Raw genomic sequence first — 13813 nt, 5'->3', positions numbered from 1 at the left:
CCGATCGGAGAGACCGGTGCACCGGTAGGTCGTCGCGCCCCTCTTCTTGCTGATCGCCAGCCGGTGGTGGACGCAACCCCCGGTGGAGCGCGAGGGCACCCCGAGCTAGCGGGTCCGGGCGGGGGAGTCGAGGAAGGTGCGGACCGCGTCGGCGATCCCGGGGGAGTGGTCGTAGTGCAGGTAGTGGCTGCCGTCCATGACGATGAGCTTCGAGCGCACCAGCCCGTCTAGCTGTTCCTGGTGGGCCGGTAGCCACTCCGGCGAGACGTCGATGGTCTCCTGCGCGACGAAGGCCAGGACGGGGAGCTCAGCGGGGAAGGAGAGGCCCTTCGTCGCCTGGACGTTCTGGCGCATCCGGTGGCTCTCCTCGACCAGCGCGGGCGTGGAGTCGTTGCGCAGGACCAGCATCCGCAGCTGCCGCAGAGCAGCCTCGGAGTAGGTGTCCCGCGGTGCGCGCACGAAGAGCGTGGGCTCGACCATCGACACCCAACGCGTGACACCGCTGAGGGTCCACAGCCGGAGCCACCGACTCTGTGGCGCCTCCGCTGCGACGGCGTCGATCGGGGGACTGCCGTCGATCGTCACGACGGCCCGCACCTCGCCGGGGAAACGGTTGACGTAGTCGAGGGCGTAGAGCGCGCCGATGGAGTGCGCCACCAAGGTGTAGGGCTGGTGCACGTGCAGGGCCGCTAGCGACTGGTGCAGCTCGGTGGCCATGTTCTCGACCGTCCGGTCCGCCGAGGTCTGCCGGTCGCTCCAGCCGTACCCGAAAGGCTCGACCACGACGACCGTGGCGTGGTCGTCGAGGTCCTCCACCAGAGGGGCGAACTCGAGGACCGGCGAAGCCGACCCGAACCCCGGCATGATGACGAAGGTCTCCTCGCCGTTGCCGCTGACCGACGCGTTGACCTTGCCGCCGCCGGGAAGGGTGATCAGGTGGCCGTACGGCTGCGTGAGGCCTTCGCGCACCGTGAGGACGGCGTTCGCACCGGCGGACACGGCGAGCAGAACAGCCACGACCACCGCGAGCCGGGCGATCCGGCGCCCGGTCCGCCGGACCCGGGTGCGCGGGGGAGCCGGTTGGGACGCGCCTCCGGGGTGGGTGCCGTCGGCTGTGGTGACGGTCGGCGGGGGTGGGGAGAGCTGGGGCGTGGTCATGCCCATCACCCTGCTGCCGTGGCGGCCGCAGCACATCGGGCTGCAGAGGGCCCGGGTGGTGGTCGCGAGACCGACCGGTCCTGCACCTCTGGTCGTCCTGCGGACCGACGCGCCCGTACGGCAGCCGCCTGAGGCACGGGCCAGCCCACGGAATGTCACGGATGGTGGCCTCTCCTTGCCGAGGTTCCACGATCAGGTGCGGAGCCGGATTCGTTGCGGGTTGCTGCCCGAGATGCGTTCGACGAGGTCTCGGGCTTCGAGGTCGACCTTGGTGTAGGTGGCGTAGTTCCGCAGTCGGCCTCGGGGAAAGGCCGGGTGCTGGCCGAAGCGGGCCTGGGTGAGGGCCACGAGGTCCTTGAGGAGCATGCCGTCTGGTCCGGCGTCGGTGAGGGTGTCGATGATGTGGTCGCGGACGAGTTCGTACTGAGCGAGGTCCATGGTCCAGCCGTCGAGACCGTCGGGGCGGGTGGCGTTGAAGATCTCGACGCGGCCGCGACGGCGCGCGTGGTCGTCGGCGTTCCAGGCGACGTCGCTCACGGGGCCGGAGTGCGGGTCGCGGGCCCTCGCGCGGGAGTCGGCGGCGTCCCCGTTCATCGGGCGGGGGGCGCGGCTTCGACCGGCTGCTTGACCAGCCGGAGGTCGTCGAGGCGGTCGTCGACCTCCGGGGTCGTCTCGTGGCCGGCGGAGCCCTGGTCACGGAGGCGGTACTCGACGCGGCCGGCTCGGATCAGGGTGAGGGGCATGGGCTCGTGTTCGTCGGCGATCGCAGCCTGCACCCGAGGCGGTGGTCGGTCGACGGCGATGCTCCCGGTCCGGAGCCTGTCACTCGGTGGCGGCGCCGATGGCCATGGCCAGGGCGTTCGACGACGCGTGCCAGCAGATCGTCTGATGCCGCCGTCTGCTGCTCGTCCAGCAGCAGATCGGCAGGGGTCCCCCTCGATCAAGTGGAACCCTGTCACCGGTTCATCAGCCCGGCTTCGTAGGCCGTGATCGTCAGCTGGACGCGGTCCCGGGCTCCCAGCTTGTCGAGCAGGTGGCTGACGTGGGTCTTGGTGGTGGAGAGGCTGATGTAGTGCTCAGCGGAGATCTCGGCGTTGGTGAGCCCACGCGCCACCGCGGTGAGCAGCTCGACCTCGCGGGCGGTCAGCGCCTGGACGCGCGCCACATGCTGAAGGCTTGGCTTGGCCTGGCTGGCGTAGTGCTCGATCAGCCGCCGGGTGATCCGCGGCGACAGCAGGGCCTCCCCGGCGGCGATCACCTTGATCGCCGTCAGCAGGTCGGCCGCCAGCACGTCCTTGAGCAGGAACCCGCTGGCCCCGGCGTGGAGCGCGTCGTGCACGTACTGGTCAGCGTCGAACGTGGTCAGGATCAGCACCTTCACGTCCGCGGTGGTCGGGTCGGCGCCGAGCCGGGCGGTGGCGGCCACCCCGTCCAGCCGGGGCATCCGGATGTCCATCAGCATCACGTCCGGACGAGCGGCCCGGGCCAGCTCGACGGCCTCGACGCCGTCCGCCGCTTCCCCCACGACCTCGATCTCCGGGTCCGAGCGGAGCAGAGCGACGAAACCACTCCGGACCAGCGCCTGGTCCTCGGCGACCGCCACCCGGATCGGCACCGCCACCCCTGAGACCTCCGAGAGGCTGGTCACCGACCAGGCTCGTACGGGATGGTGGCCGACACCGCGAACCCGCCGGACGGGTCGGGACCGGCCCGGAAGGTGCCGCCGAGCAGCGCGGTGCGCTCGCGCATCCCCACCAGTCCGTGCCCGGTGCCGTGCGGAGCCGGCAGTCGAGCGAGGAGCCCGTCGTCGTGCACGTCGACGGTCAGGGCGTCGGCCCCGTAGCTCAGCCGGACCACCGCGTCGGACGGGCCCGCGTGCTTGAGCGTGTTGGTGAGCGACTCCTGCACGATCCTGTACGCGCAGAGATCAGCCGACGCCGACAACCTGCGCGGTGCCCCGCTGATCTCGGTGTGGACGGGAAGGCCCGCCGACCCGTACCTCTCCACCAGAGGCACGAGGTCGGCCAAGCCCCGAGCCGGCTCGTAGGAGACGGTGTCCGCCGCGGCTGGTGACGAGCGGTCGCGGAGCAGGGTCAGCAGCTGGCGCAGCTCCTGCATCGAGGATCGGCTGACGTCCCCGATGGTCTGCAGCGCCTCGCGGGCGGCAGGCGGGTCGGTCGCGGCGAGATGCTCGCCCACGGTCGCCTGGACCGAGATCACGCTGATCGAGTGAGCCAGCACGTCATGCAGCTCGCGGGCGATCCGGAGCCGCTCCTCCACCTGCGCCAGGGTGCCCCGGTCCCGCTCGGCGGCCGCCTGCTCGCGCTCGACCGCGGCCTGCCGCTCCGCGGCGTCGACCTGAGCCAGGAGCACCTCCCGCCGGGCCCGGCTCAACCGACCCAGCACCCAGGCGGTGAGAAAGATCCCCGTCGACTGCAGCACGCTCCGGCTCCCAAGGTCGGGAGCTCGGCTGAACGCGGCCACGACCAACGCCGCAGACGCGAACACGATGCCCGTCACCGCCGGGCGACGGGGGAGCCGGCCGACCATGAACAACAATCCCGTCACCACGAAGGGAAGGACGTCCACGCGCTGGTCCAGCCAGGCCAGCAGCGTGGAGCAACATCCGGTGACCACCAGTGCGGCCAGCGGCCGGCGTCGGCCCCCCAGCACCGCCGCGCCACCCAGACCCGTCAGCGTGTAGCCCAGCGCGTCCGGTCGCTGGAAGCCGGCTGTCGTACCCGCCGAGCCCAGCACCCACACGCTGAGGATCGTCGACACGGCGGCCAGCAGCCCCTCGGGCAGGCCGGGCCACCACCGCCGACCGACCAGCGAGGTGGCGGGCAGCGACATGGATCTCAACCTAGGGTGCCCGGCCTGTCATCGCATCGGTCCACAGGATGACGCCCAACGGTGCCGCATCGGGCGCGAGACCTCGCTCGAGCTGCACCTCGCGCCCGAGGTGAGCGGCTGGCGGTCCAGGACAGGGTGAGGCATGACCACCTCGCCTGCCCGACAGCTGCTCCGAAACCACCCGGTCCTGGCCTTCTTCGTCCTCACCTACATCCTCACCTGGGCGTTGGTACTGCCGTTCGGACTGTTTTTCCCTCCCGGTTGCCTGCTGGCCGCCCTCATCGTCGTGGGTCTGACCCAGGGTCGAGCGGGCTTCGCCGAGCTCGGCCGACGGATGACCCGATGGCGGGTCGGGGCCGCCTGGTACGTCCTGGCGGTCGCGGTGCCGGTGGTGGTCCAGCTGCTCACCTTCGGCACCAACCTCGCCCTCGGAGCCGGAACGCCCACCTCAGTGGCTCAGCTGGCTCCACTGTCCGTCCTGGGCGCGTTCGCCGTCCGGCTGGTCAACCCTCTCGACGGGCCGCTGGCCGAGGAGCCGGGCTGGCGGGCCTTCGCCCAGCCACGGGTACAGATCGGCCGCTCCCGCCTGGCCGCCACCCTGATCCTGGCCGTGCTCGTCGCCTGCTGGCACCTGCCGCTGTGGCTGCTGCCTTCGTTCGGCGCCACCCCGAGCGTCATCGTCGCCGACGTCCTGGGCACCGTTGCCGTCACCATCTGGTACTCCTGGCTCTTCAACCACTCGGGCGGCAGCGCGTTGCTGACGCTGATTGCGCACTCGGTCGAAGGTCTGGTGCACCCGCAGCTGTTCTGGTCCGACCCTGCGGTCGCCTCCAAGGCCACCTCGGTCTACGCCGCCGTGTGGGTCCTTGCCGCCCTCGTGCTGATCGTCGCCGACCGGGAGTTCTGGGGCGACAGGTCGCGCCTCGATGACGACACCAGACCGGCAGCGACAGGGAGTCCAGACCGCAGCGACCCGCTCTCAGCGCACCGCGCCAGGTCCGAACGCGTCCCTGCTCTGGGTACCCGGCGGTGAGAGGCCGGTCCCGGCGTCAAGCCGCCATCCCCGGCCTCATCCCCGGCCTCCCCGCGGCTGAAGAGCGGGCCACGCCACGATGATCGACTTCTTCCCTGTCCGCTCGAGCACGGTCTTGCCCCGAGTCCGGGCCTCGATCCTGGCGACTGAACGACGTCCGAGCCGGTCTGGTCGAAAACCCCTACAGCCGGCCCCGGCCGCGAAACTAGGCTGCGCCTCGTGACCGACGACGACTGGAGAGACGGCGGGTTCCGACAGCGTCGGCCCTCGGAAGAGACGCTCGCGTGGGTGGCGGCCTCGGTGGGGAAGGGCTCTGTGGTCGTCGGGTTTCGCCGACTGACGGGTGGCGTCTGCTCAGCGGTCCACCGGGTCACGGTGGAGCGAGCCGGAACGCGGTCGTTCGTCGTACTGCGTCAGTACCCGGCCGGGCTCGGCCTGGAGCAGAGCGTGGAGAAGGAGGTCGCCAACCTTCGGGTGGTGGCGCACGGCGGGATCCCGGTTCCTGCGGTCCTGGCCGCTGATGTCGATGGCGGTTCGACAGGAGGCGCGCCCGCCATGCTGATGACGCAGCTGCCGGGGCAGGTCGACGTGAGTCCGACCCATCCCGAGTCCTGGATGACCGAGATGGCCGAGATGGCCGTCCGGCTGCATGCGCTCGATCTCCCTGCCAAGACGTTCGACCCGTGGACGGACTCCTGGATCGCTCCCCGAGACGGGTTCCGGGTGCCGGCCGACGCACCCAGGCCCGCCGTCTGGGAGGCGGCGTTCCGGGCGATGACCGCACCACCACCAGATGATCCTGCTGTTTTCCTCCATGGTGACTTCCTGCCCGTCAACATGTTGTGGTCTCGAGGGAAGATCACGGGACTGACAGACTGGAACGGCATCCATCGCGGGTCCCGAGCAGTAGACGTCGGGCACTGTCGGCGGTATCTGGCGGCTCTCTACTCGCCCGGCTGGTCGGAGCACTTTCGGTCGCTCTATGAGTCGACCGCCGGGGTGTCTCTCGATCCGTGGTGGGACCTGTATGCCCTGCTGCACTACGACGACAGCGCGGCGAAGTGGATCTCCGGTCAGGTCGCGGGGCGCCGTCTCGTCGACGTCTCCGGCATGACGTCTCGGATCGAGGTCGCCATCGAGGCCGGGCTGCGGCGGCTTGGCTGACCGCCGCACTCGTCCTGCTCATCCGGTGTCCCTGAGCGCCGAGGCGGATGGGCTGCGGTCGGGCCGTGAACCGCGCTTCGCCTCCGGTCGCACTCGCTGCTGCTGAGCGACGCGCGTCTGACCCTCAGAAACCCGCGCATCCAGCCTCCGCACCGACGCCTCTGAAGCGTCGAGAGGGCTCACGAGCCCGGGTCTTCGCCTTTCGGCTCACTCGCCTAGCATCGGGATCATCCTACCCGGTCGGACGGAAGGGTCCGGCAGGGTCGCCGACGTCAGGAGATCGCATGGACCGTCGTGATCTGGTCGACCCCGAGTCCCGGGTACCCCTGGAAGGACTGCTCCAGGTCATGCCGGGCGGATTCAACGCCATTCCGGACATCGTGCAGCGCCGGGCGACGGTCGCGGGCATGTTCGCCATGCTCGAGGCCCCGGCGAACCCGAACGTCACCGACGAGGACCGGACGGTGCCCGGGCCGGACGGCGCCCCGGACATCAGCGTGCGGATCTACCGCCCCGTCACCTCGAGCGGTCCGCTGCCCGGGATCTACTACATCCACGGCGGTGGCATGGTGCTGGGAGACGTTGCCGGTGAGGACGCGAACGCTCGGCGCCTGGCCGAGGAGGTGGAGGCTGTCGTCGTCTCTGTCGAGTACCGGCTCGCACCGGAGCACCCGCACCCGGCCCCGGTCGAGGACTGCTACGCCGGGCTGGTCTGGACGGCGGCGAACGCGGCCGGGCTGGGGATCGACCCCGAGCGTCTCGCGCTCTACGGCGGCAGTGCCGGTGGCGGGTTGGTCCTCGGCTGCGCCCTGCTGGCCCGGGACCGCAGCGGGCCAAGCCTGACGTTCATGATGCCGATCTACCCGATGATCGATGACCGGAACGAGACCCCGTCCAGCCGGGAGATCACCGACGTCGGGATCTGGGACCGGGCCGGGAACATCGAAGCCTGGGCGTGGTACCTCGGGGGTCAGGAACCCGACCAGTACGCGGCACCCGCTCGGGCGCAGGACCTGTCCGCGCTACCCCCGGCCTTCATCGACGTCGGCACCGTCGACCTGTTCCGCGACGAGGACATCGCCTTCGCGCAACGGCTGATGCAGGCGGGCGTGCCCACCGAGCTGCACATCAACCCCGGCAGCTACCACGCCTCCGAGACCTTCGCACCCGAAGCTGCCCTCTCGCAGCGCATCTGGGCGATGCGGGTCGACGCGCTCCGGCGCGCGCTCGGCTGACGGGCCCGCTCGGCGTGGCCGTCGGCACCGAGGCCTGGTCGCGAAGCTGTGTCGCACCGCCGCCCGTGACCGCCCCGCCCGCAGCCCTCGTCGCCGCGCCTGCGGCCTGATTCCGCTCCCCGCACCCCTGGAGGCGTGTCGAGAGCAGGAGCCCTAGGACCCGGGGACCGCCACGGTGGGTAGGTGCACCACCCGGGTGGCGTGGCGTTTCGACGTCTCCACCAGTCGGGCGTTGTCGCCGTCCGGGCCGTGCGAGCGCTGGTGGGCCTCCTCCGGCGGTCGGCCGAACCGCACGTGGCGGGCGATGAGCCGCCGGAGTCGCTCGTCGTCCCCGGGCTCGACGTACCAGGCCTCGTCGAGCAGGTCGGCCACGGGCTTCCAGCCGGGGTGGTCGACCAGCAGGTAGTTGCCCTCGGTGATGATCAGCGGGACGTCGCGCTCGACCCGGACGGCCGACCCGATCGACTCCTCGATGCTCCGGTCGAAGACCGGCGCGTAGACCGCCTCGTCGGTACGGTCCCGTAGCCGGTGCAGCAGGTGGACGTAGCCGGCGACGTCGAAGGTGTCGCTCGCGCCCTTGCGGTGCAGGCGGCCCAGCCGTTGCAGCTCGTCGTTCCTGAGGTGGAAGCCGTCCATGCCGACGAGCGCTGCGTCCGGGGCCAGCTCGGCCGCGAGGGCCTCGGCCAGGGTGGACTTGCCGGCACCGGGCGCTCCCGTGATTCCTAGGAAGTGGCGCTCCCCGGGACGGATGAGGCGACGGGCGGCCGCCACCAGCTGGTCGAGGGACTGGCCGCCGCCCGTGCCGGTGCCCGGTGGCGACGGGTCTTCACGCGTGGCCACGGTGCTCTCCTCGCTCCTTCGTGCCCCAGCAGAGGTCCGGACCTCCCGCGGAGCTGATGCTGTCCTGGTCATCGACCCTGATCTCGATGATCGGGTCGACCTGAGCCGGGTGTACGCGGCTCAGGTCTACCCAATCCGGTCACCGGCGTGGTGGAAGCCGCTCAGCCGCTCAGGACGTCGGCCGCCGAGGTCCAGGGCAGGTCGTGCGCGGTGGCCACGGCCTCGTTGATGAGCAGGCCGCCGAGGGTGGTGAGGCCGGCGGCGAGCGGGGCCGAGGTCTTCGCGGCAGCCTTGACGCCGGCGGCGGCGACGGTCAGCGTGTAGGGCAGGGTGGCCGAGGTCAGGGCCAGCGTGGAGGTGCGAGCCACGGCGCCCGGGATGTTCGCCACGCAGTAGTGCACGACGCCCTCCTCGACGTAGGTGGGGTCCGAGTGCGTGGTGGCGCGGCTGGTCTCGAAGCAGCCGCCCTGGTCGATGGCGATGTCGACGGCGACGCTGCCCGGGCGCATCGAGGCGATCACCTCGCGGCTGACCAGCTTCGGTGCCTTCGCTCCCGGGACCAGGACGGCACCGATCAGCACGTCGGAGTCGGCGATGTAGGAGGCGAGCCGGGCCCGGTTCGGGACGACCAGGTCGAGCCGACCCTCGAAGACGTCGGACAGGTAGGCCAGTCGCGCCGGGTTGGTGTCGAAGACGCGCACGATCGCGCGCATGCCGACGGCGATCTTCGCGGCCTCGGTGCCGGCGACCCCGCCGCCGATGATGGTGACCTTCGCCGCCGGCGTGCCGGGCACCCCGCCGAGCAGGACGCCGGACCCGCCGCGCGGGCTCTCGAGGTGGTGGGCGGCCGCCTGCACGGCCATCCGGCCGGCCACCTCGCTCATCGGGGTGAGCAGCGGGAGCTTGCCGTCCGGCGTCTGCACCGTCTCGTACGCGATCGCGTCGATGTGGCGCTCGAGCAGGAAGTCGGTCAAACCGCGGCCGGCGGCCAGGTGCAGGTAGGTGAACAGCTGCTGGCCCTCGCGGAAGCGGTGGTACTCCGCCGCCACCGGCTCCTTCACCTTGAGGATCAGGTCGGCGCGGGCGAACACCTCGTCCGCGGTCGCGACCACCGTCGCACCCGCAGCGGCGAACTCCTCGTCGGCGAAGCGGGAGCCCCGCCCGGCGCCGGCCTCGACCAGCACCTCGTGCCCGGCGTGGACCAGCTCCGCCGCACCGTCGGGCTGCACGGCGATCCGGTTCTCGTTGTCCTTGATCTCGGCGGGAACCCCGACGGTCAGCGTCATGTCCATCTCCTCGGTTCGGGCGGTCGCAGCCTGCCCGCCACCGTACGGGGTCGTCGGCGCGACGAGGTGACAGGACTCGCTCGTGCTGGGCTCGGCGGCGGACAGCGGCACGCCGAGCCCGGTCAGAGCTCCGAGCGCCTGCGCCGAGAACCGGTGGGTCGAGGACGGAGGACGAGCGCTCCGAGCGTCAGCGTGAGCGCAGCCAGCGCGGCGGTCGCCGTCGCCGTCGTCGCGTCCGGGCGGACGACCGACTGTCCGCGCAGGGCCTGCCAGGTCAGGATGGCGAGCAGGCCGACGTAGGCGGCCGCCGCCAGCAGGACGAGGCGCAGCCGGACGGTCTCGGCGGCGAGCAGGGGGAACCGTTGTCCGAGCAGAGCGAGTACGAGCCCGAGGACGATCATGGTCTGCAGCCCGTGGAGGCCGACGAAGTGCGGGATGCGCAGGTCGCCGCCGACGGTGCTCCAGCCGAGGAACGGCAGGCCCGGCCCGCCGTCGGGCAGGCCGACGGTGTGGGCCCCGACCACCGCGGCCGCTCCGCCGGCCGCCATCGACTCGCGCTGGGCCGGCGTCGGGAGCGTCATGAGGAAGGCGAGGGCCATCCCGATGACAGAGATGATCATGCCGAGCCGCAGCGTCCAGGTCAGTACCAGGTCCGGCAGTCGCTGGGTGAGCAGCCAGACGACGAGGGCGACGTTGGCCAGCCACAGGGTACCGACCATGACGGCCATGGCCTGGTAGACCGCGGCGTCGAACGGCGTCGCGAAGTCGAAGTGGCTCGTCCGGCCGCGGACGACCTGGGTCACGATCGCGACGAGCTCACCGGCCAGCATCACGGCGCTCACGGTCCCGAGGACCGAACCAAGGCGCCGGCGCCGCGGCATCAGGGAGATCAGCCACCCGAGGGTGAAGGCGTAGACCGCGACGGACAGCGCGAACTTGGCCGGCTTCTCCCAGATCGGGACGCCGGTGAGCACGCGCGGGTCGAGGACGTACCCGGCCACGCTGACCACGAGGAGCGCGGACGACGCACCGCTCAGCAGCATCAGCGGGCGGTGCCAGCGGTAGGCCCGAGCCAGCGCGGCGAGCCAGGTGAGAGCCCGGGTGGAGGCGGCATCGGTGGGAGCGGGAGCAGGAGCGGGTACGGAGGTGCCGGGCGGGTCGGTCGACAGGGTCATGACCACGATCGTGCCCACGTCGAGGGACCAGCACATCGTCCCGCGCGGCAGCAGGGCATCGGCCGTGCGGACGGTCGGGGGGCGGCCGCGCGGCCGATGTGTCAGGTGCCGACCCTCATGACGATCGGCGGAGTGAGGGCTTCCCTGGGCGCGTACCGGTGACGAGACGGCGCAGAGACCTGCTACCCGAGCTGGTGTGGCTGGTGCCGGTGGTACTTGCCGTCGGGGTCACCTGCGTGACCTCGCGCCAGCTGTCCGTCGTCGGGCCGCTGATGGCCGTCGCTCTTGGGCCGTGGCTGCTGCACGTGCTCGGCCGCCCCCTGCCCGCATGGCTGTTCGGCGTCGTGGCGATGGCGCCGGTCGTCGCGATCCTCGTGGTCGACGAGCTGAACGCGAGCGTCTTCTTCGCCACGACGGCTTTGTCCCTGCTCGCCAGCCGCGCCGACCGCTCGTGGCAGATCGTGGTGTGGGCCGTCGTCGGGGTGGCGCTGCCGTTCGCGAGCCTCGGAAACAGAGAGCCCTTCAACGCCGGCTGCTTCTACTTCGCCATCGGTGACCTCTTCGGTATCGCCGTCGGGATGCTGCTCGGTCACGCCCGCCGGCTGGACGCTCGACTGCGGACGGCCGACGCCCGTCTCGCCGCCGCGGCCGCCACCGAGGAACGCACCCGGCTGGCCCGTGACGTCCACGACCTCGTCGCGCACTCGCTCACGGTGGTCGTGCTGCAGGTGGGCGGGGCACGGCGGGTCCTGCGCGCGGACCCTGTGCGGGCCGAGCTGGCGCTGAAGCAGGCCGAGCAGGTCTGCCGGGAGAGCCTGGACGGGGTGCGCGAGGTGGTCGGCCTCCTCCGCGCCGGCGATGGGCCGTCCGGGGCTGGCGGTGGACCTGCACCGGCTGGTCGAGACCTACCGGGCTGCCGGCGTCGAGGTCGGGCTCGAGACCGACGCCGACACGTCGAGGCTGCCCCTGCTCGTGCGTGGGACGCTGTACCGGGTCGTCCAGGAAGCGCTGGCCAACGCGGCCCGCTACCGGACCCCGGGCTCCCCGGTGAAGGTATGTACGACGGTGGATCCTGGCGGGGTGACCGTCTCGGTCGCCAACGCCGGTGCGCCGACCCGGCCGTCGTCCTCCGGCGGCTACGGACTCACCGGGCTGCGTGAGCAGGTCAGCGCGATCGGCGGCACCCTGCGGAGCGGTCCGGACGGGGGCCGGTGGCTCGTCGAGTGCCGGCTGCCGCAAGACGCGAGCGCCGTGCGCCCGACTCTGGTGACGCCATGAGTGCCCCCGGGAACGGCCTGCGCGTCGTGCTCGCCGACGACCAGGCGATGGTCAGGTCCGGCCTGGCGCTCGTGCTGAGCAGCGAGCCCGACATCGACGTGGTCGCGGAGTGCGCCGACGGACGGGAGCTGGTGCGTGCGGTGGGTGAGTACCGTCCCGACCTCGTGCTGACCGACGTCCGGATGCCCGCAATGGACGGCATCGAGGCCGCTCGCCAGCTCCGCCGGCTGTCGGAGGCGCCACCGATCCTCGTGCTCACGACGTTCGACGACGACGAGGTGCTGTGGCCGGCCCTCGCCGTCGGCGTGGAGGGTTTCGTGCTGAAGGACAGCCCCGCCGAGTCGCTCGTCGCCGCTGCGCGCGCCGTCGCCCGCGGGGGTACCTGGCTCGACCCCCGCGTCCTGCCCCGGGTGGTCGCCCGGGCGGTCTCCAGCCCCGTCGCGGCGCCGGCCGCGGCCCAGACGATGGCGCGGCTCACTCCGCGGGAGCGTGAGGTGCTCGACTCCATCTGCCTCGGGGCGAGCAACGCCGAGATCGCCGGGACCCTCAGGACGACGAAGCGAACGGTGAAGTCCCAGGTCTCCTCGATCCTGCAGAAGCTCGGGGCCCGGGACCGCGCCGCGGCCATCATCACCGCCTACGAGGCCGGGTGGCGCCGGCCGCCTGGATGACGGCGCAACGCCGCGGCCGTCGCGAGCTGCCATGCAGCAGTCGCACGAGGTCCGCGCCGACCTCGCCCTCGACATATCTCCGTGAATACTCTTCCGGGGAGATCCGAGGAGACGACGATGAGAGCGGTCTACTACGACCGGCAGGGCGCCGCCGGTGAGGTGCTGCAGCTCGGCGAGCTGCCCGACCCCGAGCCGGGACCGGGAGAGGTCCGGGTGCGGCTGCGCTACTCCGGGATCAGCCCCGGCGACACCAAGAAGCGTGCCGGCTACTTCGGCTCGGCCATGCCCTACCCGCGGGTCGTCCCGCACAGCGACGGCTCCGGCACCATCGACCGGGTCGGCGACGGCGTCGAGGCGAGCCGGGTCGGCCAACGGGTCTGGGTCCACCACGCCCAGTCCTACCGCCCGTTCGGCACGGCCGCGGAGCTCACCGTCGTCCCCGCCGTCACCGCCGTCCCGATGCCCGACGAGGTCGACGACCGGCTCGGCGCCTGTCTCGGCATCCCCGGCATCACCGCCCACCGGGCGGTGTTCGCCGACGGGCCAGTCCGCGGCCGGACGGTCCTGGTGCACGGCGTCCTCGGCGCGGTCGGCTCGCTGGCAGCCCAGCTCGCCGCCTGGGGTGGGGCCACCGTGCTCAGCACGGTTCGCCGGCAGGCGGACCTGGCCGACCTGAGCGGCCCGGCCGCCGAGCGCGCCGTCGCCCTCGACGATCCCGAGGCCGAGCGGCTGATCCGGGAGCACGCTCCGGACGGGGTCGACCGGATCGTCGAGGTCGCCTTCTCCGACAATGTCGCCCTCGACGCCCGGGTGGCCGCCAACGGGGCGGTGATCGCCGCCTACGCCACCCGTGACTCCCAGCCCCGGCTCGACTTCTGGCCGATGCTGTTCGACAACCTCACCATCCGCCTTCTCGGCAGCGATGACTTCCCCGCAGCCGCCACGACCACGGCCGCGGCCGACCTCACCGCCGCCGCCCGCGAGGGTCGGCTCAGCGTCCGCATCGCCGAGCCGCTGCCGCTCGCGGCGGCCGCGGCGGCACACGACCAGGTCGACACCGACAACCGGCGACGGGTGCTGCTGAGCCTGGCGGGCTGAGAACGCCGCCGTCGAGGACGGG

The 13813-nt window shown here is 71.9% G+C and carries 15 protein-coding genes and 1 pseudogene; 7 read left to right on the top strand and 9 right to left on the bottom strand.

The genetic code is table 11. From position 1 onward, the window contains the following. Positions 1 to 105 precede the first annotated feature (105 nt). The 5 genes from ACFE7W_RS01875 to ACFE7W_RS01855 form a co-directional block, all read right to left on the bottom strand. On the bottom strand, positions 106 to 1158 hold the full coding sequence (locus ACFE7W_RS01875) for an alpha/beta fold hydrolase (protein WP_375423071.1): 1053 nt from the start codon (positions 1156 to 1158) through the stop codon (positions 106 to 108). A gap of 192 nt (positions 1159 to 1350) precedes the next feature. After that, complete coding sequence (locus tag ACFE7W_RS01870; RefSeq protein ID WP_375423070.1) at positions 1351 to 1695, bottom strand: DUF6958 family protein; 345 nt, start codon at positions 1693 to 1695, stop codon at positions 1351 to 1353. Positions 1696 to 1748: 53 nt separating this feature from the next. After that, a complete protein-coding gene (locus tag ACFE7W_RS01865; RefSeq protein WP_375423069.1) occupies positions 1749 to 1901 on the bottom strand; it encodes a hypothetical protein in 153 nt (50 codons plus the stop codon). 212 nt (positions 1902 to 2113) lie between these two features. Next, positions 2114 to 2806, bottom strand: coding sequence for a response regulator (locus ACFE7W_RS01860; RefSeq protein ID WP_375423068.1), 693 nt, complete (start codon positions 2804 to 2806; stop codon positions 2114 to 2116). Then, the gene (locus tag ACFE7W_RS01855; protein WP_375423067.1) at positions 2803 to 4011 is read right to left on the bottom strand and encodes a sensor histidine kinase; all 1209 of its coding nucleotides are present in this window, start codon (positions 4009 to 4011) and stop codon (positions 2803 to 2805) included. Before ACFE7W_RS01855 ends, ACFE7W_RS01860 begins: the two co-directional genes overlap by 4 nt. A gap of 142 nt (positions 4012 to 4153) precedes the next feature. Here ACFE7W_RS01855 and ACFE7W_RS01850 point away from each other — a divergent pair, with 142 nt between their 5' ends. The 3 genes from ACFE7W_RS01850 to ACFE7W_RS01840 all read left to right on the top strand — a co-directional run bounded on the left by ACFE7W_RS01850 (position 4154) and on the right by ACFE7W_RS01840 (position 7443). Continuing rightward, positions 4154 to 5044 carry a CPBP family intramembrane glutamic endopeptidase gene (locus ACFE7W_RS01850; protein WP_375423066.1) on the top strand — a complete coding sequence of 297 codons (891 nt, stop codon included), beginning with the start codon at positions 4154 to 4156 and terminating at the stop codon, positions 5042 to 5044. Positions 5045 to 5263: 219 nt separating this feature from the next. Beyond that, positions 5264 to 6208 (top strand): phosphotransferase family protein, encoded by a 945-nt coding sequence (locus ACFE7W_RS01845; protein ID WP_375423065.1) that lies wholly within the window; start codon positions 5264 to 5266, stop codon positions 6206 to 6208. A 284-nt stretch (positions 6209 to 6492) separates the two neighbouring features. Beyond that, on the top strand, positions 6493 to 7443 hold the full coding sequence (locus ACFE7W_RS01840) for an alpha/beta hydrolase (protein ID WP_375423064.1): 951 nt from the start codon (positions 6493 to 6495) through the stop codon (positions 7441 to 7443). A gap of 153 nt (positions 7444 to 7596) precedes the next feature. On the opposite strand, the gene ACFE7W_RS01835 is transcribed toward ACFE7W_RS01840, so the two are convergent. From ACFE7W_RS01835 to ACFE7W_RS01820, 4 genes are all read right to left on the bottom strand, one after another. After that, positions 7597 to 8283 (bottom strand): nucleoside/nucleotide kinase family protein, encoded by a 687-nt coding sequence (locus ACFE7W_RS01835; RefSeq protein ID WP_375423063.1) that lies wholly within the window; start codon positions 8281 to 8283, stop codon positions 7597 to 7599. Positions 8284 to 8444: 161 nt separating this feature from the next. Beyond that, a complete protein-coding gene (gene ald / locus ACFE7W_RS01830) occupies positions 8445 to 9569 on the bottom strand; it encodes an alanine dehydrogenase (protein WP_375423062.1) in 1125 nt (374 codons plus the stop codon). A 122-nt stretch (positions 9570 to 9691) separates the two neighbouring features. Beyond that, positions 9692 to 10744, bottom strand: a complete 1053-nt coding sequence (locus tag ACFE7W_RS01825; protein ID WP_375423061.1) for a hypothetical protein — start codon at positions 10742 to 10744, stop codon at positions 9692 to 9694. Positions 10745 to 10926: 182 nt separating this feature from the next. Further along, positions 10927 to 11448 carry a hypothetical protein gene (locus ACFE7W_RS01820; RefSeq protein WP_375423060.1) on the bottom strand — a complete coding sequence of 174 codons (522 nt, stop codon included), beginning with the start codon at positions 11446 to 11448 and terminating at the stop codon, positions 10927 to 10929. A gap of 9 nt (positions 11449 to 11457) precedes the next feature. Between ACFE7W_RS01820 and ACFE7W_RS01815 the strand changes: the two are divergent. From ACFE7W_RS01815 to ACFE7W_RS01800, 4 genes and pseudogenes are all read left to right on the top strand, one after another. Next, positions 11458 to 11541 (top strand): annotated as a pseudogene (locus ACFE7W_RS01815) (hypothetical protein); the annotation flags it as partial. Between the two features lie 61 nt (positions 11542 to 11602). Then, positions 11603 to 12022, top strand: coding sequence for a sensor histidine kinase (locus ACFE7W_RS01810; RefSeq protein ID WP_375423059.1), 420 nt, complete (start codon positions 11603 to 11605; stop codon positions 12020 to 12022). Continuing rightward, positions 12019 to 12693, top strand: a complete 675-nt coding sequence (locus ACFE7W_RS01805; RefSeq protein WP_375423058.1) for a response regulator — start codon at positions 12019 to 12021, stop codon at positions 12691 to 12693. The genes ACFE7W_RS01810 and ACFE7W_RS01805 overlap by 4 nt, the downstream gene beginning before the upstream one ends. Before the next feature lie 117 nt (positions 12694 to 12810). Continuing rightward, positions 12811 to 13791, top strand: a complete 981-nt coding sequence (locus ACFE7W_RS01800) for an NADPH:quinone reductase (RefSeq protein WP_375423057.1) — start codon at positions 12811 to 12813, stop codon at positions 13789 to 13791. The last annotated feature ends 22 nt before the right edge of the window (positions 13792 to 13813 follow it).

The organism is uncultured Friedmanniella sp., assembly GCF_964244285.1.
Classification (GTDB): domain Bacteria; phylum Actinomycetota; class Actinomycetes; order Propionibacteriales; family Propionibacteriaceae; genus Microlunatus.
This window is presented reverse-complemented; position numbering and strand designations above follow the sequence as displayed.

Bases quoted from the DNA above. Each gene is read 5' to 3' on its own strand.
- ACFE7W_RS01825 (WP_375423061.1), bottom strand. From the start codon at position 10,744: ATGACCCTGTCGACCGACCCGCCCGGCACCTCCGTACCCGCTCCTGCT.
- ACFE7W_RS01810 (WP_375423059.1), top strand. From the start codon at position 11,603: ATGGGCCGTCCGGGGCTGGCGGTGGACCTGCACCGGCTGGTCGAGACC.
- ACFE7W_RS01805 (WP_375423058.1), top strand. From the start codon at position 12,019: ATGAGTGCCCCCGGGAACGGCCTGCGCGTCGTGCTCGCCGACGACCAG.
- ACFE7W_RS01850 (WP_375423066.1), top strand. From the start codon at position 4,154: ATGACCACCTCGCCTGCCCGACAGCTGCTCCGAAACCACCCGGTCCTG.
- ACFE7W_RS01865 (WP_375423069.1), bottom strand. From the start codon at position 1,901: ATGCCCCTCACCCTGATCCGAGCCGGCCGCGTCGAGTACCGCCTCCGT.
- ald (WP_375423062.1), bottom strand. From the start codon at position 9,569: ATGACGCTGACCGTCGGGGTTCCCGCCGAGATCAAGGACAACGAGAAC.
- ACFE7W_RS01875 (WP_375423071.1), bottom strand. From the start codon at position 1,158: ATGACCACGCCCCAGCTCTCCCCACCCCCGCCGACCGTCACCACAGCC.
- ACFE7W_RS01840 (WP_375423064.1), top strand. From the start codon at position 6,493: ATGGACCGTCGTGATCTGGTCGACCCCGAGTCCCGGGTACCCCTGGAA.
- ACFE7W_RS01800 (WP_375423057.1), top strand. From the start codon at position 12,811: ATGAGAGCGGTCTACTACGACCGGCAGGGCGCCGCCGGTGAGGTGCTG.
- ACFE7W_RS01855 (WP_375423067.1), bottom strand. From the start codon at position 4,011: ATGTCGCTGCCCGCCACCTCGCTGGTCGGTCGGCGGTGGTGGCCCGGC.